Below are 26,453 nucleotides of genomic sequence, written 5' to 3'. Positions count from 1 at the left end.
TCAGGGGGATTGTGATGATCAGGGTCGAGCTCGACCTGCATTCCGACAAGCCGAATCCGAAGTGGCAATTGGCGCCGGGGGACGAAGCGCAGCTACACGGTTTGATCGCCGCGGCACCGCGGTCCACCGTGGGTGACGTCGAAAACGACGGCGGCTACCGGGGTTTCGTCGCGCAGCTGTCGGACGAGGAGATCCTGCGCGTGCGGCGCGGCATCATCGAGATCGCGCGCGGTGAGCAGCGCACGTATCGCACCGACGGCGATCGCGCGGTCGAGCGGTGGTTGCTGGCGACGGGGCGGCCGACGCTCGCCTCGGGCGACTATCAGACTGTCGTTGCGGCGCTGTGGGATTGACGCGCGCGTAACTGCCGCTGTCTCCATGATCCGAGATCCGGGCCGCCGAAACATGGCCCCACCAGGTATCTAGCTCACGAATCCGAGCTCCCGGCAGCGGATTTCGGTAACGCACTCTTGACGCTTTGAACATTCTGACGCAATATGTTCAATATGAGCAGCGCGGCGCAGGAAACTCCTTGGGGAGACGCCTCCATCGAACTGGTCCGCGGCGCGGCGGAATGCGTTCGCCGCTTCGGGGTCAACGGGTTTCGGCTGACCGAGGTCGCCAAGATCGCCGGAGTGTCCCGCGGGACGGTCTACAACGGCTTCGGCGACAAGGAAACCGCGATCAACGCCGGGCTGGCGTACCTGTGCAACGCCTTCATCGAGGGGTTGGCGGCGGGCGTGCGTCCATTGCCGACGCTGCGCGAGCAGATTGGCGCGGCGGCGGCGATGATCTACGACCACGTCAAGACGCCGCAGGCCTTTTCGCCCGCGCTGCGCACCGAAAGCATCATCGTCACGCTGCTGGAGCATTACGGCGACAACCTGTGCCACAGCTGGGCCGCATTCTGGTCGACGCTGGTCATCGATGCGCAGGAGCGTGGCGAAGTGGACGGCGGGTTGGGGCCGTTGCATGCGGGTGACTGGATCGTGCGCGTGCTGCTCAGTTTGGAGATCTTGCCGTTCGCGGTGGCCGGTTTCGGCAGCGCGGACGACGTGCGGGCGCGCACCAGCGACTTCCTGCTGAACGGTCTCGCACCCCGTGTCACCTAGAGAGTAGAAACAGATGGCAAGTGAAGACTTCGAGGTCGCGATCATCGGTGCCGGACCGGGTGGCATCACCGCGGCTCATCACCTATTACGTTCCGGCATAACGAATTTCGTGATCCTGGAGCGGGCGGGCGACTTCGGCGGCAGCTGGCGCGACAATGTGTACCCCGGTCTCGCCGTCGACATCCCGACCCTCTTCTATCAGTTCCCCTTCGCGCGCAAGGCCGATTGGTCGCGGCTGTTTCCCGAAGGCGCCGAGATTCAGCGGTACAACCAGCAGGTCGCCACGGATCTCAACCTGTACAAGTACTTTCGCGGCAACTGCACGGTCGAACGCGAGGTGTGGAACGACCGGGACCAGGTCTGGGTGCTCGACATCGCCGGAGACGAGCCGGTCCGGGCGCGGTTCGTCATCAACGCCGTGGGCGGTTACATCAACGCGAAATCGACCGACACCATCCCGGGCACCGACGAATTCGGCGGAACGATACTCCGGCCGAACTCCTGGGATCCCGGATACTCCTGTCGCGGTAAGCGAGTGGCGGTGATCGGCACCGGATCGAGTTCGGTGCAGATCGTCGCGGCGGTGGTCGACGAAGCCGAGCGGGTGGACGTGTACCAGCGGACACCATCGTGGATCCTGCCCAAGCCCGACTTCGCGTTTTCACCACGCGCACAACGGATTCTGGGCCTACCGGGGGTCGCTGCGGTGATCAACGGATCGGTGTTGGCGATCATGGAGATCCCACTGCAACTGATCTGCAACGTGCTACCGGTACTGCCGCGCAAACTGCTCGCCACACTGCTACCGCAATACGACAAGATCTGGCGCGGACTGTATCGAATCCTGTTGCGGAGCAAGGTAAGTAACGACACCGACCGGAAAGCGATGGTGCCGCGATACGGCATCCTTGCCAAGCGCCCCGTACTGTCGAGCAGCTTCTTCGCCGCGCTCGAGTCGGATTCGGCCTCGCTGGTCGCGAATCCGATCGAGCGAATCACCGCCGACGGCACTCGCACCGCGGACGGCACGGAACGTCCGTACGACCTCATCGTCCTGGCAACAGGCTATGAGCTGTTCACCGATCCCGAGACTTACCAGCCCGGAAAGACCCTGGGCCCCAATGGCTTCGACCTGGCCGACGAATACCGCAGCAATGGACTGCGCAGCTACGGCGGCTCGGCCCATCCCGGCCTGCCCAACCGCTGGTCACTGGTCGCGCCGCAAGGTTTCGTCGGCGCGGCCTGGCACACCTTCGTCGACCTCACCGCCCGGCATGCCGTCCGGATCATCAGCGAGACCGGGCGCCGGGAAGCCGCTGTCGCACAGGTCCGTACCGAGGCGTTCGGCCGCTGGGTGCGCAAGATGCGCAGGCACGGCAAGGTCATCAGCACCTATACCGTCGACTGCAATCCCGGTCTGCGCACCTACTTCGTCAACTCGCAGCGCGAGGCGCTCTACTACCGGCCGCAAACCATCAGTGGCGCACTGTGGTTCAGCCGGTTCTCGTCGATCGACGACTACTCCTTCACGTCACACAACTGAATCCATCGAGAATCGAGGGAACACTATGACCGCACTCGCCGGGAAAGTCGCGCTGGTGACCGGAGCCGCTCGCGGACAAGGACGTTCGCACGCGGTCCGGCTGGCCCGGGCCGGGGCCGATGTCGTGGCCGTCGACGTCTGCGCGCAATCCGCGAAGTTCAGCGGCTATCCGATGGCCGAACCCGAGGATCTGGCCGAGACGGCCCGGCTGGTCGAGGCCGAGGGCCGCAAGATCCTGACCAAGCAGGTCGACGTGCGCGACCTGGCCGGACTGCAGGACGTGGTGACCGACACCGTCGCCACCTTCGGCCGCCTCGACACCGTGGTCGCCAATGCCGGGGTGTGCACCTGGGGCCGGCTCTGGGAGATCTCGGCCGAACAGTTCCAGGAGGCCATCGACATCAACCTGGTCGGGGTGTGGAACACCGTCAAGGCGACGGTGCCCGCGATGATCGAGGCGGGCAACGGCGGATCGATCATCACCGTCAGTTCGGTCGCGGGCGTCAAGGCGCCGCCGGGCTGCGGCCATTACGCCGCAAGCAAATTCGGCGTCGTCGGCCTGACCAAATCGCTGGCCGTCGAGCTCGGCGAGTACGGCATCCGGGTGAATACCGTGCTGCCGTACGGCACCAACACCCCGCTCGGCAACGACACGTCGATGTTCTCGATGTTCGAGCAGCATCCGACCTTCGTCTACAGCTATTCAGCCGAACCTGCTGAAAACCGACGGACTGGTGGAACCCGAGGAGATCTCCGAGGTCGTCGTGTGGCTGGCCGACGACGCGTCCGGCGTCATCACCGGCGCTCAAATCCCCGTCGACAAGGGCTACCTGGCCAGGTAGCCCGGCATGACATCTGTCATGCCGCAGTCGTGATGGTTGACAGATCTGATCACTCGTCGGCGTCCGTAGCGTCAATTCTCGTAGCGCACCGCTGAATACGCCGACGAGGAGCATCCCGATGACCATCACCGCATCCGACACCAGCAAGGTCGACCAGCCCGTCGAGTCGTCCGCCAAGCAGTTCGGCTGGGTAGCGTCGATCGCCCGCGATATCGCCGTCCCGGTCGGCGCCTACTTCGTCATGCACGCGCTCGGTTACAGCGACTTCGCCGGGTTGCTCGCCGGGACCGTGCTCTCGGCCGTGATGGTGATCGGGCAGGCGATCCGGTCGCGGCGGCTCGAGCTGATGTCGTCGATCATTCTGGGCGGCTTCGCCTTCGGGCTCGTCGCCTCGTTGATCAGTGGCGATCCGCGGATGATGATCGCCAAGGATTCCGCGGCGACGGTGCTGATCGGTCTCGCGTTTTTGATCAGCGCCTTGATCGGCAAGCCGCTGACCTATGTGGTGGCGCGCAAGGCGGTCAGCGCGGGCGGTGCCGCCAGGGTCGCCGAGCTCGAGGCGGCCTACCGCACCGATCCCGCCAAGCGCCGCGCCTTCACCGCGCTGACCGTGATGTGGGGCGCGGGCCTGGTGGCCGAGGCCACGATCCGGATCGTGCTCGCCTACCAACTGCCGATCCACACCATGGCGTGGCTGTCGCCGGTGCTGATGATCGCGGTGGTCGGGCCGCTGATCGCGGTCAGCATCGTGGCCCGCAATCGGGGCCGCCGCGCCTGAGTAGCGGCGGTGCAGGCCCGGTCCGACGCGGACCGGGCCTTTCCGTATGACATCGGCCACACGGTTCGCGCAGGTAGTGTCGGTTTCGTGGAGTTTGCTACCTAACGGAATGGAGAAAGCTGTGCAGATCCAGATCAATACCGGAAGCGGCATCCACGGCGGCGAAGATCTGATGCGGTGGGCGGAAGCCGAGATCGCTTCGGTGCTCGACCGTTTCAGCGATCAGCTGACGCGGGTCGAAGCCCATCTGACCGACCTGAACGGCGAGAAGGGTGGACCGGAAGACAAGCAGTGCGTGCTCGAGGCCCGGCCCGCCGGACAGCATCCGGTGGCGGCCACGCATCGTGGCGAGACGCTCGAAGAAGCGGTTCGCGGTGCGGCGGACAGCATGGCGCACCTGCTCGACAGCAAATTCGGTCGGCTGCACCACGCCAAGGGCGGCGAGACGATCCGGCACATGGCCGCGCCGGAGTAGGCGTCAGGCCCCGGTCGTCGAACCGGGGCGGACGATCATCAGCACGGTGACGACGACCCAGAGCAGGTTGAAAATGCCTGTGTCCATGCCGAGCCGGCGGATCAGCGTCGGCGTGGTGCCGGGCAGGTCGGCGAGGATCTTGTGCTGGCCGGGCAGGATCAGCAGCACGAGCACGCCGGCGGCGGCCGCGGTCAGGCCGATCGAGACGATGAGCCAGGTGTTGGTGAGCACGCCGAGGCTGAGTGCGGTGAGCGCGCCGAAGACGGGGACGAGAATCCCGAGGTAGGCGTAGACCCGGCAGATGCGGTGCAGCGTGCTCAATACGGCGGGCTCGCTGCCGCCGCCTTCGGCGAGGGCCCGGCGGGTGGTCGGCGCGAACATGCTCGCCGCGACCGTCACCGGCCCGACGGCGAGGATCACGGCCAGCACATGGACCGACAGCAGAAACTTCGTCACAGCGGCGAGGCTAGCGGTGAATCGGCCGACGAGGAACAGGCGAAACTGCCACACGCCGGTTGATTCTCGCCAACTGCCTTGCCGTCGTCATTTGCTGAATGTCACAGGTCACAGGCATTGGCTCGAATCCGGTAGCGACCTATCCTGGTGCCATGCATGTCGTGGCTGTGCTCGCCCTGGACAAGGTCATCCCCTCGGACCTCACGACGCCGATCGACGTGTTCGGCGCGGCCCGGCTGCCGGACGGTCGGGCCGCCTACCGGGTGCGGGTCTGTGGCGCCACGCCGACGGTGGATGCCGGGGCCTTCACGCTGCAACCGCCGTTCGATCTGACGGGCTTGGCCGATGCGGACACGATCATCGTGCCCGGCGTCGCCGATCTCGCGCTGCCGGTCCCGGACGAGGTCCTCGACGCGCTGCGGCAGGCGGCGGCCCGGGGCACGCGGATCGCCTCGATCTGTGTCGGCGCGTTCGTCCTCGCCGCCACCGGGCTGCTGGACGGACAGCGCGTGACAACGCACTGGGCCGCCGCCACCGAGTTCGCGGCGCGCTATCCCGCGCTCGAGGTGGACCCGGATGTGCTCTACGTCGACAACGGCCAGCTGCTCACCTCGGCGGGCGCGGCCGCGGGAATCGACCTGTGTCTGCACATGATTCGCCGCGATCACGGATCCGCCGTCGCCGTCGACGTGGCCCGCCTGTCCGTCGTTCCGCTGGAACGCGAAGGGGGACAGGCGCAATTCATCGTGCATGACCAGCCACCTACCCCGCGCGGCTCGGTGCTGGAACCCGTAACTCGTTGGCTGCAAGACAATTTCGCGAAGGACCTGACCCTCGACGAGATCGCCGCGCACGCCGGGATGAGCACCCGCACGCTCAACCGGCGCTTTCGCGAACAGACCGGAACCACGCCGCTGCAGTGGTTGCTGCGGGCTCGGATTCGGCAGGCTCAGTATCTGCTGGAATCCACCGCGCATCCGGTGGACCGGATCGCGGGACAGGTCGGATTCGGTTCGCCGACCGCCTTCCGGGATCGTTTCAAGCGGGTGGTCGGCACCAGCCCGCACAGCTATCGTGCGGCCTTCCACGGGTCCGCCGTCGGGGGCTGAGTCGCGCCGAAAGTAGTCACGTCAAACCGGAGACACTTGCTCCGTTTCTGGTTAGAATTCATCCGTCGAATTCCCGATCCACCATCTAGGCGAGGGACAGGTTAGCTATGACCGACAAAGACGGAACACCCGAGCTCGACCCATCGAGCATCGATTTCGAACAGGCTTATCAGGGCAGCACCCTCGTCGAGGGCATCGTCATGGACCGGCTGCCGTGGGAGATCGGCAGACCACAGCCGCTGCTCGTCGAGTTCGAGCAGGCGGGCCGGATCACCGGTGACGTGCTCGACATCGGTTGTGGCCCAGGGGATACCACGGTCTATCTGGCCGGACTCGGATACCAGGTGACCGGCCTGGACTTCGCGCCGACGGCGATCGAGAAGGCCCGCGCCAAGGCGGCCGAACTCGGCGTCGCCGCATCGTTCGCCGTCGCGGACGCGACCGTGCTCACCGGGTACGACGGACGGTTCGACACCGTCGTCAGCAGTGCCCTCGCGCATTGCCTCGACGCTGAGCAGCGCAAAGCGCACGTGGCGGCGCTGCACCGGGTGATGCGGCCCGGCGCGCGGTTGATCCAGTTCTGCTTCTCCCAGGCCGCCTTCTCCGACACCTACGCCCCGTACGCGATCGGCGAGGACGAACTGCGTGCCACGTTCCGGGCCCCGGACTGGAACCTCACCGAGCTGCGCCCGGGCACGCTGACCGCGATCAAGCCGTCACCGGAGTTCAAGGCGGTGATGGACCGCAGCGGTGCGCAGCTGGATTTCGACGCGGAGGGCTCGATGTTGCTGCCGATCTGGGTAGTGGAGGCTGAACGGGTCTGACCGCGACCGATGAGTTTCCGAGTACGGCTCCGTCAGATCAGACAACACAGGCACTACTGATCCAGGAGTTGGACGATGAGGAAAATCACCGCAGGCATGTTTGTCGCCCTCGACGGCGTCGTCGCGGACCCGCAGGACTGGCACTTCCCGTACTTCAACGAGGAGATGGGTGCGGCGGTCACCGCGCAGTTGGGGACCGCCGAAACCCTGCTGCTCGGCCGCGTGACCTACGAAGGCTTCGCGGCGGCCTGGCCGGACCGGGAAGACGCGGGCGGCGAGGACGCGGGCATGGCCAGGTCGATGGGCGACGCCCGCAAAATCGTTGTCTCGCATCAGGATCTGGAACTCACCTGGCGCAACTCCGAGGTGCTGAAGGGTGATCTGATCGAGGCGGTGACCGCGCTGAAGAACGAGCCCGGCGGCGATATCGGCATGAGCGGCTCGGTCTCCATCGTCCGCCAGCTGCTGGCGGCCGGGGTGCTGGATGAGCTGCACCTGCTGGTGCACCCGATCACGGTCGGCAAGGGCCTGCGGCTGTTCGGCGACAGCGACGAGACGCTGCCGCTGCGGCTGCTCTCCTCGGAGACTTTCAGCACCGGCGTGCTGCACCTCGTCTACGCCAAGGACGAGGCGGCGCCCACCGGCGGCTACGAGGAAGCGAAAGCCGCACTGCCGCAGGATCAGTAGTCGATTCGATGCGGGCCGCCGTGCGCGGCCCACATCGCGGGGTTCTCGAGCAGGTGGGCGAGCTGCTTGACGACCTGGGTGGCCATGACGGCCTGCCCCGCGGTGGCAAAGTGAATGCCGTCCGCGCTCAACAGGTTCGGGCGATCGTTGATCGGGTGGTCCCACATGTCGATCACGGTGGCGCCGAATTCCGCGGCCAGCGCGCGGGTGAGGTCGTTGACCCGGCGGACGCGGTCGCGCCAGTCCGGAAAGACCGGCACGACATAGGCTTTGCCGAGGGTGAAGACGGTCAGCTGAGCGCCTGTGCTTGCCGCCATGCGATACATGTCGCGCAGCGTCTGCTCGATTTCGCCGAAATCGGGTGTGCGGCGGACGAGATCGTTCGCGCCGGACGGTAGGTGCAGCAGGTCGGGGGCGAACTCACGCATCCGATCGGCTTGGCGCCGTAAGGTTTCCAGGGTGGTCGCCCCATCCTCGGCGGTATTGAGATACGCGAGGTCGGGACGCACCCGCCGCAGGATGTCGGCGACGCGATCGGCCCAGCCGAGGGTCGCGTAGCCCGGGCTCGGATCGCCGGTGCCCGCGGAGAGGCTGTCGCCGATCACGGCGAATCGTTGCCAGGGGGCGTCGTAGAGCAGTGCCGCGGCCTCCAAGGCTGGCAGGCAGAACGGATCGGTTTCTTCGGTGGTGGGGATCGCCACGGTCATAGAACAAACAATACGTCCGTACGTATGTCTAGCTCAAGTGGTTTCAATCCTCGGTATCGGCCGACATCGCGTGCAGTAGGTCGCGCAGCGCTTGCTGTTGCGTGGCGCTGAGCGAGCCGAGCGGGGATTCGGTGCCGAGGAGCTCGACCGCTGCGGCGCGGCGGCGCTTGCCGGTGGGGGTCAGCACGATCTGCTTGGCGCGGCGGTCGGTCGGATGCGGTTCGCGGCGGATCAGGTCCTGCTGCTCGAGGCGGTCCAGGACGAAGGTCGCGTTGGACGGCTCACAGGACATGCGGGTGGCCAGTTCGCGCGCGGTGATCGGCTCCGACAGTTCGCGCAGGGCGATGACCTGCGACGGGGTGAGTTCGAGCTGCTCGGCTACGCGTCGGACGTGCACATCGAGGCGGTGGGTGAACTGGTGCACCAGCTTGCAGACGTCCCGGTCGAGTTCGGTGTCCACCGTCGGTGGGGGCTGGCGCGTCATTGCTCCGAGTCTAGCGCTCTTGGTTCGAACTGTGATAGTTCTAGTTCGTATCATTTGAGTTAGAACTATCTGAGGATACTGTGATGCGGCCTGCTGTCTATTCGTTGATGTTGGTGGTCTTCAGTCTCACGACCGGGGAGTTCGTGATCGCCGGGATTCTGCCGGAAGTGGCTGGGGGATTGGATGTTTCGGTGTCGTCGGCGGGAATGCTGGTGACCGCTTATGCGATCGGCATGATCGTCGGCGGGCCGGTGGTCACCGTGTTGACGGCTCGGGTGGCGCGCAAGCCGCTCGTTGTCGGGCTGGTGCTGGTCTCGGTGCTCGCGAATCTGGGCTCCGCGATCGCACCGAATTACGCTGTCCTGCTGGTGATGCGGGGTGCGGCGGGACTGGTTGTGGCCACGTTCTTCGCGGTGGCGATCGCTACCGCGGTGTCGACCGCGGCGCCCGGCAAGGCGGCTGCTGCGGTGGCTCGGGTGGCGCTCGGGATGAATCTGGGCATTGTGTTCGGGACGCCGATCGGTGCTGTTATCGGCCAAAGTCTGGGTTGGCGTGCGACTTTCGTCGCGGTGGCGTTGTGTGCGGCCGTCGCGTTGCCGTTGGTGCTGCGGTTCATGCCGGATCGGCCCGGTGCGGTGAGCGGCTCGGTGCTCGGTGAGTTGCGGGTCTTCGGTGACCGCGAGGTGTGGTGGGCGATCGGGCTGATGGCGCTCGGCAATATCGGTGTGGTCACTGTTTTCACGTTCATCACGCCGCTACTCACCGATATTGGTGGGTTCGCAGCGAGTACGGTTCCGGTCCTGCTGTTGGTGTACGGCGTTGGTGCGGTTGTCGGCAACCAGGCCGGTGGGTGGCTGGCCGATCGGGCGTTGCTGCCTTCGGTGGCGGGGCTGCTCGCGGCTCTGGTCGGTGCGCTGGCCCTGTTCTGGATGGTCGGTGGCAATCAAATAGCCGCGGTGGTAATGACTTTCGTGATCGGTGCGCTGGCGTTCGCGATCATTCCGGGGATGCAGACGCGGGTAGTCGCGTCTGCTGTCGCCGCGCCGACACTGGCAGTCGCGGTGAACGCGTCCGGGTTTCAGCTCGCGGCGGCGTGCGCGGGCTGGTTGGGCGGCAGGGTGATCGGCGCCGGGTCGGGCCTGCGGTCGATTCCTCTGGTCGGCGCAGGGCTCACTGCGGCGGGGTTGGCGTTGGCGTTGGGTCTGCTGTGGCGTGATCGCACGGTGACCGAAGCGCAGCAGGCCGTGGCCGAGAGTCGTTAGCGCGCCAGTGCTTTGGCGACGATGCCACCGGTGATCGCCTTCGTCAGATAGTGCGTGGAGTCGTGTGGGCTCGCACCGTTGTCCAGGGGCTCCTCGGTGATCGGGGCGACGTCCGCGCCGGGGAACGGCGGGAAGTACGGTGCGAGGTCGAGGTGGGCGGCGACGAGGTCATCGCGGTCGACCAGGTTGTGCCAGCTGGCAACGGCTTTGGGAACGGTGGAGGGCTGCGGGCGCAGCCGGTCGTAGATGACAGTGCGCAGGCCGAGCGGCGAGCCCATGGTCAACAGGGCCACCTCCTGGTCGACGCGGTGCAGCGCCTCGTAGGCCACCACCGAGCCGAGGGAGTGCGCGACAACGAGTTTCGTGTCCGAGCCGAGGTGGGCGAGTACCTGCTGTTGCGCGTACTCCCGCACCGCCGGGTCGGTGAAGTAGCGGGTGACCTGGGAAAGGGCCCGCACCACGAACTTCTCGGCGAGCCCGACCCCGAACGGCGCGAACCAGCGCAGCCGGACCAGCGCGTTGAGTGCCGGGCGCAGTGCGGCTTTGGCGCCCTGCGGCCGGGCGTCCAGCGGTGGCAGGGCGGTCAGCCGCTGGGCGGTCGCCCGGTCGCGCTGGTCGCCCGCGTACTCGGCGGCCGTCGCCAACCACTCCTCGGCTAGTTGTTCCATCAGCGCGAGTTGCTCATCGTTCAGGTCGCCGACCGCGGTGCCCTGGGCGCCCTCGGCCAGGAACTGGTTGCCGTAGAACGCCATTCTGGTCGAGATCTCGCCGGGTAAGCCGTTGCGCCACAGGCGATCAGCGAGTTCGTTGTCGCCGTGGTTGCGCACCCCGCCCGCGAGCCCCGGCAGCCACTGCGCTTCCAGGGTGTCGGCCGCGGCCTGCTCCTGGGCGATCCCGTGTACGAGGACGATGGTTGCCAACGTCCCACCCCTTTCGTCGGACGGTCAGGTCCTGCGACGTCGTCTTGCGTTATCTTCGCCCACTCGGCTCTGCTTGTCGCGCGCGGATTTCAGTCCGCGCGCCACTTGATCGAGCAGCCCATGCTCGGCCGGTGTGGTTCCGGTACCGGCTTGCCGTCCAGGACGGTTTCGATAGCGGTGCGTAATTCGTTGCCGGTCAATGGTTTTCCGTTGCCGGGGGTGGATTCGTCGAAGGCGCCGCGGTAGGCCAGAGCGAGGGCGGCGTCGTAGAGGAAGAAGTCCGGGGTGCACGCGGCCTGGAAGGCACGGCCTACTTCCTGTGCCTCGTCGATGAGGTACGGAAACGTCCAGCCTGCGCGAATGGCTTGATCGCGCAGCCGGATCGGGGCGTCGTCGGGGTAGCCGGTGGCGTCGTTGGTGCAGATCGCCACCGTCGGCATGGGTAGTGAGTCGACAACTGCGCCCAGCGCTGATTCGAGGTGTTTGACGTAGGGGCAGTGGTTGGACGCGAAGACGACGAGCAGGCCGGGCCCGGCCGCGAAGTCCGCGCGCGAATGTGTTCGCTGGTCCAGGTCGGGCAGCGTGAAGTCCGGTGCCGGTGTGCCGAGGGGAACCATGCGGGATGCGAGCGCCATGGATGTGCTTCCGTCGGGATCGAAGACGGGTACGAGCCTAACTCCGCTCGGTGGTGTTCGCCGGAAATCCGGTTTACGTCGCCAGATCGGACGGATCGGTATTCGCGCCGCACACCACGACGCACACCTGCTCGCCGGGCTCGGGCCGGAAAACCGGCGGGTTGGCACCGCCGCGCAGTGCGGCAAGCGCTGTGGCGGCACCGTATTCGACGGCGAGGCGGCGGTCTTCCCAGACGGCGCGGCGGGCCGCGATGATGTCCGCGTCGTCGACGAGCACCGAGGTGACGTTGTAGTTCTGCGCCGCGTACAGCGCCAATTCGGTGGCCCGGCGGGCGCCGAGCGAGTCGGCGGCGATCGAATCGACGTCCACATCGACCAGCTGCCCAGCCTCGATCGACGCGTTGAGGGCGCGGCAGCGGGTGGGCTCCACCGCGATCGTGCGGACGCCGTAATGGTCTGCGGCGGTCGCGATTCCGGCGAACAGGCCACCGCCGCCGACCGCGACCACGACGGTGTCGAGGTCGGGGAGCTGCTGATGGATCTCCGCCATCAGGGTGCCTGCGCCCGCGGCGATCAGCGGGTTGTCGTAGGCGTGCGACAGCAAAGCGCCTGTCTCGGCGGCGAATTCGCGACTGGCCGCGAGCGCGTCGGCGTACTGCGTGCCGATCAGCGTGACCTCCGCGCCATAGGAGCGCAGCCGGTCCACCTTTACCTTCGGGGCGGTGGTCGGCAGGAACACCCTCGAACGGACGCCCTGGCTGCGCGCGGCCCAGGCGCAGGCCAGCCCGGCATTGCCGCCGGAGGCGATGGTCACGCCCGCGTCCGGCAGCGTGCCGTTCTCCCGATGCGTGAGCAGGAAATTCAGTGCGCCACGGGCTTTGAAGCTGCCGGTGTGCTGGAGGAGCTCCAACGCGAACCACAGCTGTTCGTCGTCGCCGGGCGCGATGGCGATCGGCCGGACCTGGCCTGCCACCCGCTCGACGGCGGCCTTGATATCGCTGTGGGTGAGTTCCATCGGCTTCCTCAGTGTTCGCGGCGGTGCGGTGCGAACTCCAGGGTAAGCAGCGCGGCGGCCGCGATGACCACCTCGCGCCAGCGGATCAGCACGTATCGCTGGTCGGTCAGCGCGTGGAACTTGCGCAGGAACCGATACAGCGACTCGAGCCGGATCAGCGGATCACCCAGGTGCACAGCGGCATAGATCAGTTTCGCGGTGCGCGACTTGTCCTTGTCGGCGAACAGCTCGGGAAAGGGCGCGAAGGCCAACGAGATCCGGTGGATGTCGTGCTCGCGGGCGTAGTCGATCAGGTCGATGATCATCCGCTCGTCCAGGCCGTTCGGGGCGTCCTTGCGCCGCCACGGCACGTCGAGGGTGAGTTCGCGGCCACGGTTGGAGATGCCGTAGCGCTGGAAGCCGGACAGCGTGCCGTCCTCGTCCTTGGCCATGACCACCAGCATGTTCGGGTTCCGCCCGTCCAGCAGATGGTCGAGGATCATCGAGAAACCGCGGGTCTGCCTGCCTCGGCCCCACGAGTCGACGATGGCGAGCAGCCCGTCGCGTTGCGCATCGGTGAGCGCGGACTCGTCCACGATCTCGGTGCTGACGCCGAAATTGCGGGTGCGGCTGACGGCTTGGCGCAGGTTACGGAAGTGCCTGCCGACCATGGCGAAGTTGTCCACGTCGACCACCACGTCGCGGCCGATCGGGACGGCATGCAGCCCACGGTGATCCAGCGCGCGGCGCTGCCACATCTCGGCGAGCTCGGGGCTCGCGCCGAGTATCGCGACGCGCCAGCCCTGGTTGATCGCGAATTCGGAGAACTCCGTGAGCAATTCGGGGAAGGCCGCGCGGTCGCCGATCGGGTCGCCCGCGACCACGGCGATGCCGAAGCGGGTGCGGTAGCCGATGCCGGCGGTCGAATTCGCGTTGAAGAAGTAGGTTTTCGAGGAGTGCAGGGCGAACGGCGCCAGCGGGTCCAGTTCGGTCCGGCCGACCAATTCGGCGACGCGATAGAGCTGTTCGGGCTGCGGCCTGCTCGACTGCGGCAGCACCATGATGAATCCGCTGGAGGCGAGCAGCACGAAACCGAAGCCGGGGTGTTCCGCGCGGTAGGCGAGACTGGCGATGGCCAGCACCAGGACGGCGACCGCGAAGTGCGCCAGGGTGATCGGCCGCCGCAGGTGCAGGCCGCGGGCCACGAACACCCCGGCCACCGCGATGCCGACGAACCACGCGTGATCCGCGCCGTCCTTTGCCGCCGGGTGGGCCGCGTACACGAGGAATACGCTGACGATCAGCGCAACGCCGATGAAGACCGGACGAGTAGATGGGCTTGCCGTGAGTGCGGCCTGCCGGTACCCGGTGAGTGCCGAGTAGCGCTGCGCCGCCGCTGCCGTTCCCCGTTCGTCACTCACGCCGATACTCCGCCCCGTTGTCGCGTTCCTCCATCCACACCAGCTTCGCCATGTGGTCCTCCCGATGATCGCCTACTCACAACACTATGCGGAACCGGCGGTTCCGGCGGCAACGGCCCCCGAAAACCGGCCGGTTGGTCGCGTAGCGGCACAGTCCGGCCTGGCGGCTGGAGTCGATGCCGACTCCAGCCAAAACATCGGATGATATGGCCTTTATTCCGGGGCGAAGGCGCGATTCAGTAGAGCCAGGAGATCGTGCAGGTGACGCTGGTATGCGTCCTCGCGATAGGCGGGGGTGTCCCGCATGGTGAAACCGTGCGCGGCGTCCGGATAGACGACCGAGGTATAGCGCACGCCCGCCTTGTCGAGTGCCTGCTCGAGGCGGGTGATGTCCGCGGGCGGCATGGACGAGTCGTGGTCGGCGTGCGCGACGAACAGTTCGGCGGTGATGTCGGCGGCGGTGTGGTGCGGGCTGTCCGGCCGATCGTCGGCCGCCAGATAGCCGCCGTGGAAGCTGCCCGCGGCGGCCACCTGGTCACCGAAGGTCGCCGCGGTGCGCAGCGCGAGCCTGCCGCCCATGCAGTAGCCCGTCGTCGCCAGCGCGCCAGGCGCCACCAGATCGTTGGCCGACAGCCACGCGAGATAGCCGTGCGCGTCCTGCATGGCTTTGTCGGGGGTGAGTGCCTCGCGCACCGGGCCGAGGGCCGCGAAGAACTGTCCCATCGCGTCCGGCTCGCTGAAATCCGGCAGGGGCATCACGGGGGCGTGGCCGGAGCGGTAGAAGATGTTGGGCGCGAGTACGGCGAACCCGTGCGCGGCAATGGTTTCCACCATCTCGCGCAACCACGGTCGCAGGCCGAGCGCGTCCGGATAGAACAGCAGGCCGGGATGTGCGGCACCGTCGTCGGGATGGGCGAAGTAGGCGTCGGCGGTGCCGTCGGGCAGTGGAATTTCGACCGCGTGGAACGCGACAGGTGAAGTCATCAGACGAGTCTCCGTGGAGTAATGGTGACAACGAACGAGCCAACATTACTCCGGCAAATTACTGAATAAATCGTCGTTTTCGGGCGCGTGTAGTCTCCATTCGACTCCGAAGTTGTCATGCTCTGTCTGTTGGCGGCGTGCACCTTGTCACGATGCGCACCCCACAGTTCGATCGCTGGTCCGTACCAATCGCCTGGTAAGTGGGCGCGACGAGAGGGTTTGATCTGTGAAATTGATTTGGTTGGTGGGTCCGGCGCTGGTCGCGGTCGTGGTGTCGGGGTGTTCCGACGACAAGTCATCGAGCAAGGAATCGTCCTCGTCGAGTAATCCGGGGACATCCAGTTCGGAAGAGACCACGCCCGCTGCCGGTGACGACAGCGAAACCGGTGGTGGCGTGCGGATCGCACTCGGCGAGACCAAGAAAGTCGCGGTACCCGCCGACGCGGTGATGGATATCCGGGTGCCCGCGGAGTGGGGATCGGCCGCAAATGAGCTGCGCTGCACGGTGGTCGACAGTTCCGGCCGGAACGAAGATCTACGGTCCTCGGACGTGAAAAAGACCGAATCGGTGAATGGCAAGGACTGGATGACGGTGTGGACGTTTTCCGCCGCACCGGTCGGCGATGTCACGGTCGGCTGCAAAGACCCCGAATCGAAAATCGCCGCCGCCCACCCGGACGCCTTCGTGCGGGTCGTGCCGCGCGGAGTGTCGCCGGTTCCAGCGCAGCGCTGAGCCTGCTTCAGCCCCGCTGGGAGGCGGGCGCCCAGTTCGGATCGTTGGCGCGGGAGAACTCTCGATGCGGGTCTACCGCGTAGACGATTTCGACCGAGCCGCCCGGCAGTGCGCGGGAGCTCTCGAAGGTGAGCCCGATGTTCGGATCCAGCGAATCGGTCAGCCGCATGCCCCCGCCGAGCAGGAACGGCAGCACCACCAGTTCGAGCTTGTCCAGCGCGCCGAGCGCACGAAACGTCTCGACGGTGTGCGGCCCACCGATGAGGTGGACGTCGCCGCCGCGATTGGCCGCGCGCAGCTGCTCCAGCAGGCGCACCGGATCGCTGTCGACGGTGACGTGGTCGGGCGTGCCCGCCGGACGATGCGAACCGAGCACGAACACCTGCAGATCCGGCCACGGCCACCGATCATTGGTGAGCGCGGGCTCGAAGGTAGTGCGGCCCATCAGCGCGGCCTCACAGCTGCCGAGGAACTCCGCGATGCCGTGGCTGCCCGGAGCATGGACGGGGTCGACCACCTGCGGCGGCCATCCATTCGGGGTGGTGACATACCCGTCGGCACTCGTGCACAGGCGAGCCAGGATCTGCATGGTCATTCCTCTCCACGGCGAGTTCGGTCTTACGTAAGACGATGGTGCGTGCCGAAACTCATCGCAGGGTGTCGTCCTCCACGGCAGTCTCTCAGCACCGTCCCGGCCGCATACGGTGTTCCGTCGAACGGGTGGCCCGCAACCCCGGCGCGACCATCGAGCACGTCGAGCCGGAGACCTGTGGCGAGCAGGGACGTCGCCGAGAGACCGAACATACGGTGGAAGGTCTCACTGAAGTGGGACAGCGTCGCGAAGCCCGCGTCGACCGCGCAGCGGGTCAGATCATGTCCAGCTGTGTAGCCCTTCGCTACGTACAGCATTCGGGCCCACTGGCGATAGCGGCGGAAGCTGGTTCCGGTGTGCTGGGTGAACAGGTGCTGGAAGTGCGATGGGGACAACTCGAATCGGGCCGCCATATCCCTCGCGCCGGCTCCGTGCCCCGGATCGGTCCGGAGCATGCGCGCCGCCTGGACGATTCGCGGGTCGATCGGCTCGATGATCGGTATGCCCGCGAGGTTCGAGATGTGGTCGAGGTCCAGTGGCTGGTCGGCGCAGGCGGCGATCAGCTCGGCCTCCGTCCGGTGGGTAAAGCCATAAGGCCCGACCATCTTCCGCATGACGCTCGGGCGGCGTGCCCCTTGCGCGGAGTCGATGAAGAGGTACAGCGTGCGTCCCTCGGTGGCGAAGAGTCGGTGCACCCAGCGAGCGGGCGCGAACGCACTGCGCGTCACGACCTCACCGCATTCGGCGGCATGAAAGACGAAGGGCGCGTCCACACCGACGGCCAGGCAGGCAATCGAGGTCGAATGCGCGTCGAGGTCGGGCGTCGGACCGAGATATCCGGCGTGACCGGCCCTGATCCACAGCACCGGCGGATCGCACGTTTCCGAAAGCGCTCTGCCCGTCATGAACGCGAGGCTAGTGCGGTGACCGAAGATTCAGCACAGACAACGAGCCCCGATCCACGTGAGTCCGCGGCGTTGGCCTCGCTTACTGCGGGCATCGACGCCGATGTGCGGCACCATTTCGCCGAGATCGACGGCTTGCGTATCCACTACGCCGAGGCGGGCAGTGGGGATCCGTTGATCCTGCTGCATGGTTGGCCGCAGCACTGGTGGGAATGGCGCCAGCTGATCGGCCCGCTGGCGCAGCGATATCTGGTGATCTGCCCGGATATTCGTGGGATGGGATGGTCGCAGGGGCCGACCACCGGCTATACGTTCGAACGGCTGGCGCGTGATCTGCTCGAGCTGATGGACCAGCTCGGCGTGCGGCAGACCAGGCTGGTCGGCCGAGACTGGGGGTTGGTCATCGGATATCGCGCCTGTCTCAACTGGCCCGACCGGTTCACGCAGTTCGTTGCACTTGCCGGGGTGCATCCATGGACGGTGCTTGGGGCCACATTGCCGGTTTATACCCGGCCATGGCACGTGTATGCACTTGCGGCGCTGGGGCGTTCGCGGTCGTTGCAGTCGCGGTTGATCGCACGTAGCTTTCACGCCTGGCGGCATCAAGGGCAGTTCACTGATGATGAGATCGATGTGTATCTGCGGCGGATGCGCACGCCGGATGCCTTTTCGGCGACTCTCGGCTTCAATCGCAACCTGATGGTGCACGAGGTTCCGCATTTCGCGCGCCACTATCGCATGCTTCGGCTACGAGTGCCGACATTGCATTTGAACGGGGATCGAGACCCGCTGTCGGCGGGTGTGCCGGAGAGCTACTGCGACTATGCCGAACACATGAGCCTCGAGCAGGTCGCCGATTGCGGCCATTTTGTCTCCGAGGAACAGCCGGATGTCCTCGCTGGCCGATTGCTCCAGTTCTTCGATGCGCCGACCGAGCATGGCCGGTTGCCGTGCTTGGCAGAGACTCGCGGTTAAGGCGGAGGCTGATGCCGGGTGCGCCCGGGCCACCGCCGAACATCGCCACTGGAAGTGTCAGGGGTCGACGGTAGCGTCGAGGTGTGGACGATGCCTGGGATGAGGTGGGGTATCGGGAGCGGCCGTCCAGGTTCGGGGAGGCCGTTGTGTGGACGCGGACGGTTACGGGGGACGACGTCGCCATGCCGGTGTTGCCGGATGGGTGTATTGATCTGCTGTGGGTTGGTGGGCGGCTGGTTATTGCCGGGCCGGACACGCGGGCTTATCGGCCGGTGGTGGCGGTGGAGACGCGGTATGTGGGGATTCGGTTCTTTCCGGGGACGGCGCCCGCGTTGCTCGGGGTGCCTGCGGATGAGTTGCGGGATCAGCGGATCGAGCTGGGGGATGTGTGGTCGTCGGGGGTGGTGCGGAGGCTGAGTGAGCGGCTCGGGGAGGCGGACGATCCGGTGCTGGCGTTGGAGGGGATTGCGTTGCGGCGGGGCGCGGAGGTGGCGCCGCCCGATCCGGTGTTGCGGCGGGTGGTGGCGGCGTTGGACGCGGGGTGGTCGGTGGGGGCGACTGCGGAGGCGGCCGGGCTGAATGCGCGTGGGTTGCATCGGCGTTCGCTGGCGGCGTTCGGTTATGGGCCCAAGACTTTGGCGCGGGTGTTACGTATGCAACGGGCGTTGGCGGCGGCGCGGAGCGGTATGCCGTTCGCCGACACCGCCGCGTCGACCGGGTTCGCGGATCAGGCGCATTTGGCGCGGGAGGTGCGTGATCTCACGGGAATGTCGTTGGGGCAGGTGCTGACTCGGTCAGGTGCGACGGTGCCGGAAGGAATCCGCCCCTTGTCAGCGGCTGGCTGACCACGCCGTGTCCATCGGGGCGGGTGACTCGGTCGGCTGGGGCGGTGTCGGAGTCGGGATGCGGCTAGGTCGGCCCGCGGCGGTGACCGACCATTCACGGCGTCGGCTCAGTCGGCGGTCGGGAGGGCCGCGTAGAGGTCGATGCCGTTGCCGTCCGGGTCTTGGATGACGGCGTAGCGCTGGCCCCAGAAGGCGTCCCACGGCTTCATCTCGCCGTGGTAGCCAGCTTCGATGAGGGTGGCGTAGACGGAGTCGACCTCTGCGGGGTCGGCGCAGCGGAAGGCCAGGCCGATGCGGCCCGCGCTGGTCGGGGGTTGCCAGTCGGTGTGGAAGGACTTGATGGTGGCCTCGGTGTCGAGGGCCAGCCGGAAACCGTTGGGCAGGGCTACTTCGGCATGCGGCTCGTCCTCGGAGCCCGCGGGGAAGTCGAGGCCGAGGCGGCGGTAGAAGGCGACCGAGGCGCTCATGTCGGTGACCACGATGCCGATGACGTCGAGTTGAGGAGTCATACCTGCACGGTAACCAGCCGCGCCACCGCCGGTCTTGAAGGAATCGGACAGCACGAGGTTCTTCGCACAGGCGGTTCGTCTTTCACATACGCACCGGCCGTGCGGCGGGTGTGCGAGGAACGAAGCGGATGTGCGAAGACGCTCAGCGCGCGAGGGCGGGGACGAGTTCGGCGATCAGGTTTTCGACGAGGATCTGGATGCGGTCGCGGATGGTGCGGACCACGTCGATGGTCTGGTCGGACGGGTCGGGGAGGGGCCAGTCGCGGTAGCTGATGCCGGGGAAGAAGGGGCAGGCGTCGCCGATGCCCATGGTGACGACCACGTCGGAGATGCCTACCGCGTCCATCGTCAGCGGCTTGGGGGTCTGGCCCGAGATGTCGATGCCGACCTCGGCCATGGCGGCGACGGCGACCGGGTTGAGTGCGGCGGACGGTGCGCTGCCCGCGGTCCGGACGTCGATCCGTTCGCCCGCGAGCGCATTGAGGAACCCGGCGGCCATCTGCGATCTGCCCGCGTTGTGCACGCAGATGAACAGCACGCTGGGCTTGTGCGGCATAGAAGCGCCTTTCGGTGAGCGGAGCTGAAGCAAGGATTGTCTGTGCTGCCAGATAAGGGTTATCCGGCGTGTTGGGGCCGAAACGCTGTCGAAGCGTACGGGATACGTATACCAGCGCGACGAAGATCGTTACTGCGGACAGGCCCTCGTCCGCATTGACGCCCGATGCTGTTCGGCGTCACCACAGCTCAGCGGCTTCGAAAGTTGTTGCCGCACAGTGGTTACGAGAATGGTCATCGATTGACCCGGTCCGACGCAGTACGGGCTCGGTAGGACGCGTTTTTCGGACTGGACGGTTTTGTAAGAGTGCTGGCGGCGCCGTCGGTCCGAATGGTTGTGCGTGTCGAGAGTCGTTGGCGTGCAACGGGTTGCCCGGCGCGGAATCGACGGGTATCCAAACTGGACGGTATCCCCTGTGTGCACGGCGGTGGCGAGCGCGTCCTCCGACGTGTCGGTGGCTACTGAATCCATTGCCACACAACAAATACGGCGCTGCGGCCACAATGGCCACAGCGCCGTAGCGGCAAATCCTCAGATCGGACGGAAGTCGATCATCTTGCGCAGCCGCGCACGATCACGCTCGAGGCGACGCGCCTCATAAGCAATCGGGAAGTACCGCACGCGTTCCGGCAGCAACGGAACGGCACGAGCGATCACCCAGCCCAGCGCCCGCAGCTTGCGCTCATCGGACTCACTCCAGGTCAGGCCGAGCTTCTCCCGCGCGACCTCGGGTGTCGTACCGACTGTCACGAAGTACTGCATCCGCCCGACCGGGGCGACGGCCCGCCGCCAGATCGGCGCGAAAACGCGCGGCAACTGCTTCGGCGGCGCGACGGACCGGATCACCCGCAGGTAGTCGCGCGCGGTACCGGTGGCCTGCAACTGATTCGCGACCATGTCGGCGAAGAACGTCTCGAACTCGGTGTAGCTCGCCGGAATCTCCTTGGGCGCCACCGAGAAGTTGCGCATCAACTGCACCATCTCTTGGTAGACCGCCTCCTTCTCCGTCGGGGAGAGCGGGTTGCGCGCGAAGTACTTCGCGTTCTCCGCGAAGGCGAACGTTCCGGTGTGCAGCACCCAGGCCCACGGCCCGGAGGCCAGCGCCTTGTGCCGGACGCCGTGTGCGTCGGTGGTGTTGAGCGAGGCGTGCATGGTGCGCAGCCGATCGGCCTCGGCGATCGCCTCCTCGCCGCCGTAGATCCACATCATCACCGACGCGATGCTGCGCAGCGCGCGCCCCATCGGGTCGGTGCGGAAGGTGGAGTGCTCGTCGACCACCGCGGAGATGCTCGGCTCCATCGTCTGCAAGAGGAAGGCCGAACCGGCGGTCAGCGAGAAGGTGATCAGTCCGGTCTCATCCCACAGACGCGTCCCCGGCTCGAACGGGCGGCGCGCAGGCGTCTGCGTGCTGGTGGATTCGAGGGCGGCGGTCATCGTGATCTCCTTTGATCAACACCTCTAAAGCGATGAGAGGATTAGCGTAACATTCTCTCATCGTCTTTGTAGGCCGAATCGTGCGGTGGTTCCGCGATGCCCCGCCCCCTAGGCTTTGGTGCTATGACGAGCGAGTGGCGCAGCCGCGACGGCCGCATCGGGGTGCTCACCGGCGCGGGCATCTCCACCGACTCCGGCATCCCCGACTTCCGCGGCCCGCGCGGCGTGTGGACGAAAGACCCGATCGCCGAACTGCTTTCGACCTACGACAACTACCTGGCCGACCCGGAGCTGCGCCAACGCGCATGGCTGGCGCGGCGCGACAACCCGGCCTGGCAGGCGCGACCCAATGCCGCCCACCTCGCGCTGGCCGAGCTGGCGCAGGCCGGGCGCGCGATCACGATCATCACCCAGAACATCGACCGGCTGCATCAGCAGGCGGGTTCCCCGGCGGACCGGGTGATCGAGATCCACGGCAACATGTTCGAGGTGGTCTGCGTCGAATGTGACTACCAGACAACGATGGCCGCGACCCTGGACCGGGTCGCGGCGGGCGAGGCCGACCCGCCGTGCCCCAACTGCGGCGGCGTGCTGAAATCGGCGACCATCATGTTCGGCCAGCAGATGGACCGGCGCACCATGATGAAGGCCGCGCTCACCGCGCAGACCAGCGACATCTTCCTGGCGATCGGCAGCTCGCTCCAGGTGGAGCCCGCGGCCTCGATGTGCGCCATCGCCGTCGAGAACGGTGCGGACCTGGTCATCGTCAATAACGAAGAAACACCGTATGACTCGATGGCCACCGAGATCGTCCGCGAACCCATCGGTACCGCGGTCCCGCGACTGGTCGCGGAGATCCTCGCCGCCCGCGCATAACCCGTCTGTGCGGTCAGTCGACGGGCCCGAGGACGCGGTTCAGGTATGCGTTGCTGAAGCGGCCCTTGGGGTCGAAGCGGCGGCGCACCTCGGCGAAGCGATCCCAGTCGGGGTAGCGCCCGCGCAACGTGTCCGCGGTCTGGAAGTGCCGTTTGCCCCAGTGTGGTCGGCCGTTGTACTTGTCGAACACGGCCTCGCACGCCCGGAAGTACGGCTCGTACGCCATGCCTCGGTACTGGTGCACCGCGATGTAGCAGGTGTCGCGCCCGGTGGCGGGGGACAGGAACGCGTCGTCGGGCGCGACCCAGCGGACCTCGATCGGCATCGCCGTATGGAACTTCGTGGAGAGTTCCTTGATTTCGCGGATCGCCGTCACGGCGTGCTCACGCGGAATCGCGTATTCCATCTCGGTGAACCGAAGCAGGCGCGGTGACGCGAAGACCCGGTAGGAGCGGTCGACCTGGCGACGGTAACTACCCGCGTAGGCGGCACCGCGCTGGATGTACGGCACCAGCCGCGGCTGCCAGCGGCCGAGTTTGCACAGCGCGTCGAAGGTGTAGTTCGACATCAGGATGTCGGTGAACCAGTCGACGGCCTTGCCGCGCGGCTGTTCGGGCAGGTCGACGGGGTTGTTGCGTTTGGTCATCGCTAGCGGGCTGTGCCCGAACATGTAGAACTCGAAGTGCTCGTTGTCGTCGACGTGGGAATCCAGGTCGGCGAGGATGTCGTCCACCGCGACCGGTCGTTCGATGCCTTCGAGCACGAACGACGGCACCAGCTGCAGCGTCGCCGCGGTGATCACGCCGAGCGCGCCGACGCTGACCCGGGCCGCGCGCCAGCCCTCGGGATCGGTCTCGGCGTTCAGCTCGACCCGGCTGCCGTCGGCGAGCATCAATTCAATGGAATGCAGTGCGGCGGAAAGGTTTTGCAGAGTGGACCCGGTGCCGTGGGTGCCTGTCGCGGTGGCGCCCGCCACGGTCTGTACGTCGATATCGCCCAGGTTGGGGAAGGCGAGGCCGTGCTCGTGTAGCGCGTTGCTCGCGGCGTTGAGGGTGATGCCCGCCTCGACCCGGACGCGGCCGGTGGCGGTGTCCACGTCGAGGACGCGGTTGAGGTTCGCGAGGTTCAGCAGCACACCGTCGGTCAGCACGGTGTCGGTGAACGAATGCCCGGCGCCCGCGACGCGCACTACCTGTCCGGCATCGCCGGCCCGGCCGAGGATCTCGGCGACCTCATCGGTGGTGCGCGGGGAGGCGATGGTCGCCGGCGCGCAGTGTTGATCGCCAGCCCAGTTCACCCACGAGTTGGTCATGTGACCAACTGTAGGGGATCAGCGTGTGATATGGCCTGCTAATAACGTAGTTGTTACCTTTTGCGTCCCGCGCACGCGCCTTTCGCCTGCTCCACCTCGGTGTCGTTCAGCGGTGGTACGAGCAGCTGCTGGGGCGGCGTGCCGTCGGCCCGCACGCCGTTGAGCACGATGGCCATGTAGCGCTGCCAGACGTCGGGATTGACCGGCCTGGCGAACTCGGCGATGCCGTCGACCATGTGGATCAGCGCGAAGAAGTCGGACGGCTCGATGCCGGGAGCGAGCACGCCCGCATCGCGCGCTCGATCGACGATGGCCATGACGGTCGGCTTGATCCGGTCGCGGACGACGACGAACCGGTCGACATCGTCTTCGAGCTCGAGCATCACTTCGCTGAAGCCGCGGTTCATCGCCATGTGCCGGCAGGCGTACTCGAAGAACTCGACGAGTCCGAACCAGGGATCGGCGTGCCGCAAGGCATTGTCGGCCGCCTCGGCGAACTCGCTGATGCTCTGTTCGAAGACCTCGGTGATCAGTTCTTTCTTGTTGGCAAAGCGGCGGTAGACGGTGCCGACGCCGACCCCTGCGCGTTCGGCGACGTCGTCGAGGGTGATCTCGAGTCCGTGGTCGGCGAAGAGTTCGCGCGCGGCGGCGATGATCCGCTGCTGGTTTCGGGCGGCATCGGCACGCAGGCGCCGGGGTGGAGAAAGGGCCGTGGCGTGATTCACACTCACATCCTATCAAGTATCGGGATTAAGCGGAGGCGTTCTCTCCGTTATGGTGGTAGCTTCTTACGGTAACCGGAGGCGTCAACTCCGCATCAATACTTGAGACAAAGGGGACACATGACTACCACGTTCGACCGTGGGGCACCCGCCCCCGCTAAAACGGACCAGGGCCGTCGCGGCTCGCACGCCCTGCGTTGGTGGGTGCTCGCCGTCCTCGGCGTGGCGCAGCTCATGGTCGTGCTGGACGCGACCGTCGTGAACATTGCCCTGCCCGCCGCCCAGCGTGACCTCGGCTTCACCGATGGTGACCGGCAGTGGGTGGTCACCGGTTACGCGCTCGCGTTCGGCAGCCTGCTACTGCTCGGCGGGCGGCTCAGTGACCTCTTCGGTCGCCGCAACACCTTCATCATCGGCCTGATCGGCTTCGCCGGCGCCTCCGCGGTCGGCGGCGCGGCCACCAGCTTCGAGATGCTGGTCGCGGCGCGCGTCGGGCAGGGTGTGTTCGGCGCGCTGCTGGCTCCGGCCGCGTTGTCGCTGCTCACCGTTACCTTCACCGAACCGGGTGAGCGGGCCAAGGCCTTCGGCATCTTCGGTGCGGTTGCGGGTGCGGGCGGCGCGATCGGCCTGCTGCTCGGCGGCATGCTCACCGAGTGGGCCAACTGGCGCTGGGTGATGTTCGTCAACCTCGCATTCGCTGCCGTCGCACTGGTCGGCGCGGTGCTGCTGCTGGCCAAGCACGTGACCACCGACCGACCCAAGCTCGATATCCCCGGCACCATCGTGGTGACCGCGGCGCTGTTCGGCATCGTGTACGGCTTCTCGCACGCCGAGTCGACCAGCTGGACCAACCCGGTCACGCTGAGCTTCCTCATCGGTGGCGCGGTGCTGATCGGCGTGTTCGCCTGGCTGGAGACGCGGGTCGCGCATCCGCTGCTGCCGCTGCGCATCGTGTTGGACCGCACCCGCGGTGGCTCGTTCCTGACCGTGTTCATCATGGGCATCGGGATGTTCGCGATCTTCCTGTTCCTCACCTACTACATGCAGCTGAGCATGGGCTACTCGCCGATCAAGACGGGCCTGGCGTTCCTGCCGATGGTGGCGGGCATGGTCCTGTCGTCGACCACGGTGCCGTCGCTGCTGCTGCCGAAGGTCGGCCCGAAGATCGTGATGGCCGGTGGCTTCCTGATCGCCGCGGGCGGTATGGCCTGGCTGACCCAGATCGGCCTGGACACCGGGTACTCCTCGCACATCCTGCCCGCGCTGATCCTGCTCGGCCTCGGCCTCGGTGGTGCGATGTCGACCGCGTTCCAGGGTGCGACCTCCGGGGTGCATCACGAGGACGCCGGTGTCGCCTCGGCGATGATCAACACCAGCCAGCAGGTCGGTGGCTCGATCGGCACGGCGCTGCTCAGCACCATCGCCGCCTCGGCCGCGACGAACTACCTGTCGACTCGTGGGCAGGATCCGTTGACCGTCGCGCAGTCCGCGGTGGAGAGCTACACCACCAGCTTCTGGTGGGCGACAGCGATCTTCGTGGCAGGCGCGGTGATCACCGCGGTGCTGATGCCGAACACGGTGCCGGTGCCGTCTGAGGGCGAGCCGGTGCTCGCGCACTGACGTTCCGCTCGAACGACACAGCGCCCGCGTTCAACGATGAACGCGGGCGCTGTGTTTTTGGCCGCGCGGGCGCGGCGTGTTCGCGGCCCCTGGGTGTCTCGCGTCCGAGTGGTCGAGACTCGCGCCTGCGGCGCATGCGCT

29 protein-coding genes and 1 pseudogene are annotated in these 26,453 nt (G+C 66.7%); 15 read left to right on the top strand and 15 right to left on the bottom strand.

All coding sequences use genetic code 11. The features are described from left to right. Positions 1-14 precede the first annotated feature (14 nt). The 6 genes and pseudogenes from ACQPW1_RS40070 (at position 15) to ACQPW1_RS40045 (ending at position 4,750) form a co-directional block, all read left to right on the top strand. Positions 15-353 carry a hypothetical protein gene (locus ACQPW1_RS40070; RefSeq protein ID WP_433658156.1) on the top strand — a complete coding sequence of 113 codons (339 nt, stop codon included), beginning with the start codon at positions 15-17 and terminating at the stop codon, positions 351-353. Positions 354-506: 153 nt separating this feature from the next. Next, entirely contained in the window at positions 507-1,112 is a 606-nt protein-coding gene (locus ACQPW1_RS40065; protein ID WP_433658154.1) for a TetR/AcrR family transcriptional regulator, read from the top strand. 13 nt (positions 1,113-1,125) lie between these two features. Further along, positions 1,126-2,655, top strand: coding sequence for a flavin-containing monooxygenase (locus ACQPW1_RS40060; RefSeq protein ID WP_433658152.1), 1,530 nt, complete (start codon positions 1,126-1,128; stop codon positions 2,653-2,655). A 25-nt stretch (positions 2,656-2,680) separates the two neighbouring features. After that, positions 2,681-3,497: pseudogene (locus ACQPW1_RS40055) on the top strand (mycofactocin-coupled SDR family oxidoreductase). Between the two features lie 118 nt (positions 3,498-3,615). After that, positions 3,616-4,275 carry a VC0807 family protein gene (locus tag ACQPW1_RS40050; RefSeq protein WP_433658150.1) on the top strand — a complete coding sequence of 220 codons (660 nt, stop codon included), beginning with the start codon at positions 3,616-3,618 and terminating at the stop codon, positions 4,273-4,275. A gap of 121 nt (positions 4,276-4,396) precedes the next feature. Then, entirely contained in the window at positions 4,397-4,750 is a 354-nt protein-coding gene (locus ACQPW1_RS40045) for an HPF/RaiA family ribosome-associated protein (protein WP_396973167.1), read from the top strand. A 3-nt stretch (positions 4,751-4,753) separates the two neighbouring features. Here the strand turns inward: ACQPW1_RS40045 and ACQPW1_RS40040 are convergent, their stop codons facing one another. Beyond that, on the bottom strand, positions 4,754-5,206 hold the full coding sequence (locus ACQPW1_RS40040; RefSeq protein WP_433658148.1) for a hypothetical protein: 453 nt from the start codon (positions 5,204-5,206) through the stop codon (positions 4,754-4,756). A 152-nt stretch (positions 5,207-5,358) separates the two neighbouring features. Between ACQPW1_RS40040 and ACQPW1_RS40035 the strand changes: the two genes are divergently transcribed. From ACQPW1_RS40035 to ACQPW1_RS40025, 3 genes are all read left to right on the top strand, one after another. After that, on the top strand, positions 5,359-6,315 hold the full coding sequence (locus ACQPW1_RS40035; protein ID WP_433658146.1) for a GlxA family transcriptional regulator: 957 nt from the start codon (positions 5,359-5,361) through the stop codon (positions 6,313-6,315). Between the two features lie 107 nt (positions 6,316-6,422). Continuing rightward, on the top strand, positions 6,423-7,139 hold the full coding sequence (locus tag ACQPW1_RS40030) for a class I SAM-dependent methyltransferase (protein WP_433658144.1): 717 nt from the start codon (positions 6,423-6,425) through the stop codon (positions 7,137-7,139). A gap of 75 nt (positions 7,140-7,214) precedes the next feature. Further along, positions 7,215-7,826 (top strand): dihydrofolate reductase family protein, encoded by a 612-nt coding sequence (locus ACQPW1_RS40025; RefSeq protein ID WP_433658142.1) that lies wholly within the window; start codon positions 7,215-7,217, stop codon positions 7,824-7,826. Here the strand turns inward: ACQPW1_RS40025 and ACQPW1_RS40020 are convergent. After that, positions 7,820-8,533 (bottom strand): SGNH/GDSL hydrolase family protein, encoded by a 714-nt coding sequence (locus tag ACQPW1_RS40020; protein ID WP_433658140.1) that lies wholly within the window; start codon positions 8,531-8,533, stop codon positions 7,820-7,822. The two genes, ACQPW1_RS40025 and ACQPW1_RS40020, sit on opposite strands and share 7 nt — an antisense overlap. Before the next feature lie 43 nt (positions 8,534-8,576). After that, complete coding sequence (locus ACQPW1_RS40015; protein ID WP_433658138.1) at positions 8,577-9,017, bottom strand: MarR family winged helix-turn-helix transcriptional regulator; 441 nt, start codon at positions 9,015-9,017, stop codon at positions 8,577-8,579. A gap of 83 nt (positions 9,018-9,100) precedes the next feature. Here ACQPW1_RS40015 and ACQPW1_RS40010 point away from each other — a divergent pair, with 83 nt between their 5' ends. Then, complete coding sequence (locus ACQPW1_RS40010) at positions 9,101-10,279, top strand: MFS transporter (RefSeq protein WP_433658136.1); 1,179 nt, start codon at positions 9,101-9,103, stop codon at positions 10,277-10,279. On the opposite strand, the gene ACQPW1_RS40005 is transcribed toward ACQPW1_RS40010, so the two are convergent. From ACQPW1_RS40005 to ACQPW1_RS39985, 5 genes are all read right to left on the bottom strand, one after another. Continuing rightward, on the bottom strand, positions 10,276-11,199 hold the full coding sequence (locus ACQPW1_RS40005; protein WP_433658135.1) for a hypothetical protein: 924 nt from the start codon (positions 11,197-11,199) through the stop codon (positions 10,276-10,278). The two genes, ACQPW1_RS40010 and ACQPW1_RS40005, sit on opposite strands and share 4 nt — an antisense overlap. An 89-nt stretch (positions 11,200-11,288) precedes the next feature. After that, entirely contained in the window at positions 11,289-11,834 is a 546-nt protein-coding gene (locus ACQPW1_RS40000) for a thioredoxin family protein (RefSeq protein ID WP_433658133.1), read from the bottom strand. A gap of 73 nt (positions 11,835-11,907) precedes the next feature. Further along, a complete protein-coding gene (locus ACQPW1_RS39995) occupies positions 11,908-12,849 on the bottom strand; it encodes a threonine/serine dehydratase (protein ID WP_433658131.1) in 942 nt (313 codons plus the stop codon). Between the two features lie 8 nt (positions 12,850-12,857). Continuing rightward, positions 12,858-14,249, bottom strand: a complete 1,392-nt coding sequence (locus ACQPW1_RS39990; protein WP_433658129.1) for a bifunctional lysylphosphatidylglycerol flippase/synthetase MprF — start codon at positions 14,247-14,249, stop codon at positions 12,858-12,860. Positions 14,250-14,462: 213 nt separating this feature from the next. Continuing rightward, complete coding sequence (locus tag ACQPW1_RS39985) at positions 14,463-15,233, bottom strand: dienelactone hydrolase family protein (protein ID WP_433658127.1); 771 nt, start codon at positions 15,231-15,233, stop codon at positions 14,463-14,465. 226 nt (positions 15,234-15,459) lie between these two features. Here ACQPW1_RS39985 and ACQPW1_RS39980 point away from each other — a divergent pair, with 226 nt between their 5' ends. Further along, positions 15,460-15,966, top strand: a complete 507-nt coding sequence (locus ACQPW1_RS39980; protein WP_433658126.1) for a hypothetical protein — start codon at positions 15,460-15,462, stop codon at positions 15,964-15,966. Between the two features lie 7 nt (positions 15,967-15,973). On the opposite strand, the gene ACQPW1_RS39975 is transcribed toward ACQPW1_RS39980, so the two are convergent. Together ACQPW1_RS39975 and ACQPW1_RS39970 are read right to left on the bottom strand one after the other, a co-directional pair. Next, complete coding sequence (locus tag ACQPW1_RS39975) at positions 15,974-16,561, bottom strand: dihydrofolate reductase family protein (protein WP_433658125.1); 588 nt, start codon at positions 16,559-16,561, stop codon at positions 15,974-15,976. 23 nt (positions 16,562-16,584) lie between these two features. Beyond that, complete coding sequence (locus ACQPW1_RS39970) at positions 16,585-17,463, bottom strand: helix-turn-helix domain-containing protein (protein WP_433658123.1); 879 nt, start codon at positions 17,461-17,463, stop codon at positions 16,585-16,587. Between the two features lie 18 nt (positions 17,464-17,481). On the opposite strand from ACQPW1_RS39970, the gene ACQPW1_RS39965 reads away from it, so the two are divergent. Continuing rightward, positions 17,482-18,438, top strand: coding sequence for an alpha/beta fold hydrolase (locus ACQPW1_RS39965; RefSeq protein WP_433658121.1), 957 nt, complete (start codon positions 17,482-17,484; stop codon positions 18,436-18,438). 83 nt (positions 18,439-18,521) lie between these two features. Then, complete coding sequence (locus ACQPW1_RS39960; protein WP_433658119.1) at positions 18,522-19,283, top strand: helix-turn-helix domain-containing protein; 762 nt, start codon at positions 18,522-18,524, stop codon at positions 19,281-19,283. A gap of 107 nt (positions 19,284-19,390) precedes the next feature. On the opposite strand, the gene ACQPW1_RS39955 is transcribed toward ACQPW1_RS39960, so the two are convergent. The 3 genes from ACQPW1_RS39955 to ACQPW1_RS39945 form a co-directional block, all read right to left on the bottom strand. Further along, the gene (locus ACQPW1_RS39955) at positions 19,391-19,792 is read right to left on the bottom strand and encodes a VOC family protein (protein WP_433658117.1); all 402 of its coding nucleotides are present in this window, start codon (positions 19,790-19,792) and stop codon (positions 19,391-19,393) included. Between the two features lie 142 nt (positions 19,793-19,934). Further along, a complete protein-coding gene (locus tag ACQPW1_RS39950; protein ID WP_433658116.1) occupies positions 19,935-20,348 on the bottom strand; it encodes an arsenate reductase ArsC in 414 nt (137 codons plus the stop codon). 531 nt (positions 20,349-20,879) lie between these two features. Further along, a complete protein-coding gene (locus tag ACQPW1_RS39945; protein WP_433658114.1) occupies positions 20,880-21,782 on the bottom strand; it encodes an oxygenase MpaB family protein in 903 nt (300 codons plus the stop codon). A gap of 123 nt (positions 21,783-21,905) precedes the next feature. On the opposite strand from ACQPW1_RS39945, the gene ACQPW1_RS39940 reads away from it, so the two are divergent. After that, the gene (locus ACQPW1_RS39940; RefSeq protein ID WP_433658112.1) at positions 21,906-22,658 is read left to right on the top strand and encodes an SIR2 family NAD-dependent protein deacylase; all 753 of its coding nucleotides are present in this window, start codon (positions 21,906-21,908) and stop codon (positions 22,656-22,658) included. A gap of 13 nt (positions 22,659-22,671) precedes the next feature. On the opposite strand, the gene ACQPW1_RS39935 is transcribed toward ACQPW1_RS39940, so the two are convergent. Both ACQPW1_RS39935 and ACQPW1_RS39930 read right to left on the bottom strand, forming a co-directional pair. Next, positions 22,672-23,970 carry a D-arabinono-1,4-lactone oxidase gene (locus tag ACQPW1_RS39935; protein WP_433658111.1) on the bottom strand — a complete coding sequence of 433 codons (1,299 nt, stop codon included), beginning with the start codon at positions 23,968-23,970 and terminating at the stop codon, positions 22,672-22,674. A gap of 53 nt (positions 23,971-24,023) precedes the next feature. Next, complete coding sequence (locus tag ACQPW1_RS39930) at positions 24,024-24,695, bottom strand: TetR/AcrR family transcriptional regulator (protein WP_433658109.1); 672 nt, start codon at positions 24,693-24,695, stop codon at positions 24,024-24,026. 117 nt (positions 24,696-24,812) lie between these two features. Between ACQPW1_RS39930 and ACQPW1_RS39925 the strand changes: the two genes are divergently transcribed. Then, positions 24,813-26,312 (top strand): MFS transporter, encoded by a 1,500-nt coding sequence (locus ACQPW1_RS39925; protein ID WP_433658108.1) that lies wholly within the window; start codon positions 24,813-24,815, stop codon positions 26,310-26,312. The last annotated feature ends 141 nt before the right edge of the window (positions 26,313-26,453 follow it).

The sequence above is a fragment of the Nocardia sp. CA-128927 genome (assembly GCF_050955855.1).
Taxonomy (GTDB): Bacteria; Actinomycetota; Actinomycetes; order Mycobacteriales; family Mycobacteriaceae; genus Nocardia.
The sequence above is the reverse complement of the archived record's forward strand: the minus strand, read 5'-3'. Positions and strand labels throughout refer to the sequence as shown.

Bases quoted from the DNA above. Each gene is read 5' to 3' on its own strand.
- ACQPW1_RS39940 (WP_433658112.1), top strand. From the start codon at position 21,906: ATGACGAGCGAGTGGCGCAGCCGCGACGGCCGCATCGGGGTGCTCACC.
- ACQPW1_RS39975 (WP_433658125.1), bottom strand. From the start codon at position 16,561: ATGACCATGCAGATCCTGGCTCGCCTGTGCACGAGTGCCGACGGGTAT.
- ACQPW1_RS39950 (WP_433658116.1), bottom strand. From the start codon at position 20,348: ATGCCGCACAAGCCCAGCGTGCTGTTCATCTGCGTGCACAACGCGGGC.
- ACQPW1_RS39945 (WP_433658114.1), bottom strand. From the start codon at position 21,782: ATGACCGCCGCCCTCGAATCCACCAGCACGCAGACGCCTGCGCGCCGC.
- ACQPW1_RS40060 (WP_433658152.1), top strand. From the start codon at position 1,126: ATGGCAAGTGAAGACTTCGAGGTCGCGATCATCGGTGCCGGACCGGGT.
- ACQPW1_RS39935 (WP_433658111.1), bottom strand. From the start codon at position 23,970: ATGACCAACTCGTGGGTGAACTGGGCTGGCGATCAACACTGCGCGCCG.
- ACQPW1_RS39970 (WP_433658123.1), bottom strand. From the start codon at position 17,463: ATGACGGGCAGAGCGCTTTCGGAAACGTGCGATCCGCCGGTGCTGTGG.
- ACQPW1_RS40015 (WP_433658138.1), bottom strand. From the start codon at position 9,017: ATGACGCGCCAGCCCCCACCGACGGTGGACACCGAACTCGACCGGGAC.
- ACQPW1_RS39955 (WP_433658117.1), bottom strand. From the start codon at position 19,792: ATGACTCCTCAACTCGACGTCATCGGCATCGTGGTCACCGACATGAGC.
- ACQPW1_RS40065 (WP_433658154.1), top strand. From the start codon at position 507: ATGAGCAGCGCGGCGCAGGAAACTCCTTGGGGAGACGCCTCCATCGAA.
- ACQPW1_RS40025 (WP_433658142.1), top strand. From the start codon at position 7,215: ATGAGGAAAATCACCGCAGGCATGTTTGTCGCCCTCGACGGCGTCGTC.
- ACQPW1_RS39985 (WP_433658127.1), bottom strand. From the start codon at position 15,233: ATGACTTCACCTGTCGCGTTCCACGCGGTCGAAATTCCACTGCCCGAC.
- ACQPW1_RS40020 (WP_433658140.1), bottom strand. From the start codon at position 8,533: ATGACCGTGGCGATCCCCACCACCGAAGAAACCGATCCGTTCTGCCTG.
- ACQPW1_RS40070 (WP_433658156.1), top strand. From the start codon at position 15: ATGATCAGGGTCGAGCTCGACCTGCATTCCGACAAGCCGAATCCGAAG.
- ACQPW1_RS39925 (WP_433658108.1), top strand. From the start codon at position 24,813: ATGACTACCACGTTCGACCGTGGGGCACCCGCCCCCGCTAAAACGGAC.
- ACQPW1_RS40035 (WP_433658146.1), top strand. From the start codon at position 5,359: ATGCATGTCGTGGCTGTGCTCGCCCTGGACAAGGTCATCCCCTCGGAC.
- ACQPW1_RS40050 (WP_433658150.1), top strand. From the start codon at position 3,616: ATGACCATCACCGCATCCGACACCAGCAAGGTCGACCAGCCCGTCGAG.
- ACQPW1_RS40030 (WP_433658144.1), top strand. From the start codon at position 6,423: ATGACCGACAAAGACGGAACACCCGAGCTCGACCCATCGAGCATCGAT.
- ACQPW1_RS40010 (WP_433658136.1), top strand. From the start codon at position 9,101: ATGCGGCCTGCTGTCTATTCGTTGATGTTGGTGGTCTTCAGTCTCACG.
- ACQPW1_RS40000 (WP_433658133.1), bottom strand. From the start codon at position 11,834: ATGGCGCTCGCATCCCGCATGGTTCCCCTCGGCACACCGGCACCGGAC.
- ACQPW1_RS39995 (WP_433658131.1), bottom strand. From the start codon at position 12,849: ATGGAACTCACCCACAGCGATATCAAGGCCGCCGTCGAGCGGGTGGCA.